Consider the following 926-nt stretch of genomic DNA (forward strand, 5'->3'; position numbering starts at 1 on the left):
GACTTCGATCCGGCCATGCTGAAGGTGGGTCAAGCCTGCTTCCAGCAGGCTTGACCACGAACATAGGATCTCGACTGATTCATCAGGAGCAGTCGAGCACGCTCGACGACACTGTAGCGGCGGATTGGTCGGCATCTGTATCTATGGAAGTGACTGGATCGGGATTACGGTGGGAACAGATTCCTCTCCCCCGAGACCGCCATGCCCACCGCCCTGCCCTTGCGCCTGCTGCAACTGATCACCGGCCTGTTCCTGTACGGCTTCGGCGCCTCGCTGATGATCCGTGCGGCCATCGGCGTGGCGCCCTGGGATGTCCTGTCACAGGGCATCGCCGCGCAGACGCCGCTGTCGTTCGGCCTGGCGACCAATGTCATCGGCGCACTGGTGTTGCTGCTGTGGTGGCCGCTGCGGCAGAAGCCGGGTGTAGGGACCGTGCTCAACGTGATGCTGATCGGCCCCTCCGCGCAGTTCGGGCTATGGCTGCTGCCGCCGGCCGTCGGCCTTGGCTGGCAGCTGGCAATGTTCTGCGCCGGCATGCTGCTGGTCGCGCTGGCCACCGGCCTGTACATCGGCGCCCGCCTCGGTCCCGGCCCGCGCGACGGACTGATGACCGGCCTGCATGCCCGCACCGGCTGGCCGATCTGGAAAGTGCGCAGCCTGATCGAAGGCAGCGTATTGCTGCTGGGCTGGTGGCTGGGCGGCAATGTCGGCCTCGGCACCCTCGCCTTCGCCCTGCTGATCGGTCCGCTGTGTGGTGTCACGCTGGGCTGGTTCGGGATCGGTCGCACCCCGGTAGTGCCGGCCGCTGGCCGGCAGCCGCAGTCCCCCTGAGCTGATCGGGATGCCGGCCAGCGGCCGGCACTACCGCCCCCGGAGTTCGGGGGCAGCGCCGCAGGCGCGGGGGCGTGGAGGCCGGTAAGTGGGGC

The 926-nt window shown here is 68.1% G+C and carries 1 protein-coding gene; it reads left to right on the forward strand.

From position 1 onward, the window contains the following. Positions 1-201 precede the first annotated feature (201 nt). Entirely contained in the window at positions 202-831 is a 630-nt protein-coding gene (gene yczE, locus ACX9OT_RS21650; RefSeq protein WP_049463677.1) for a membrane protein YczE, read from the forward strand. Positions 832-926: the final 95 nt, after the last annotated feature.

This window comes from Stenotrophomonas genospecies 3, from assembly GCF_054473855.1.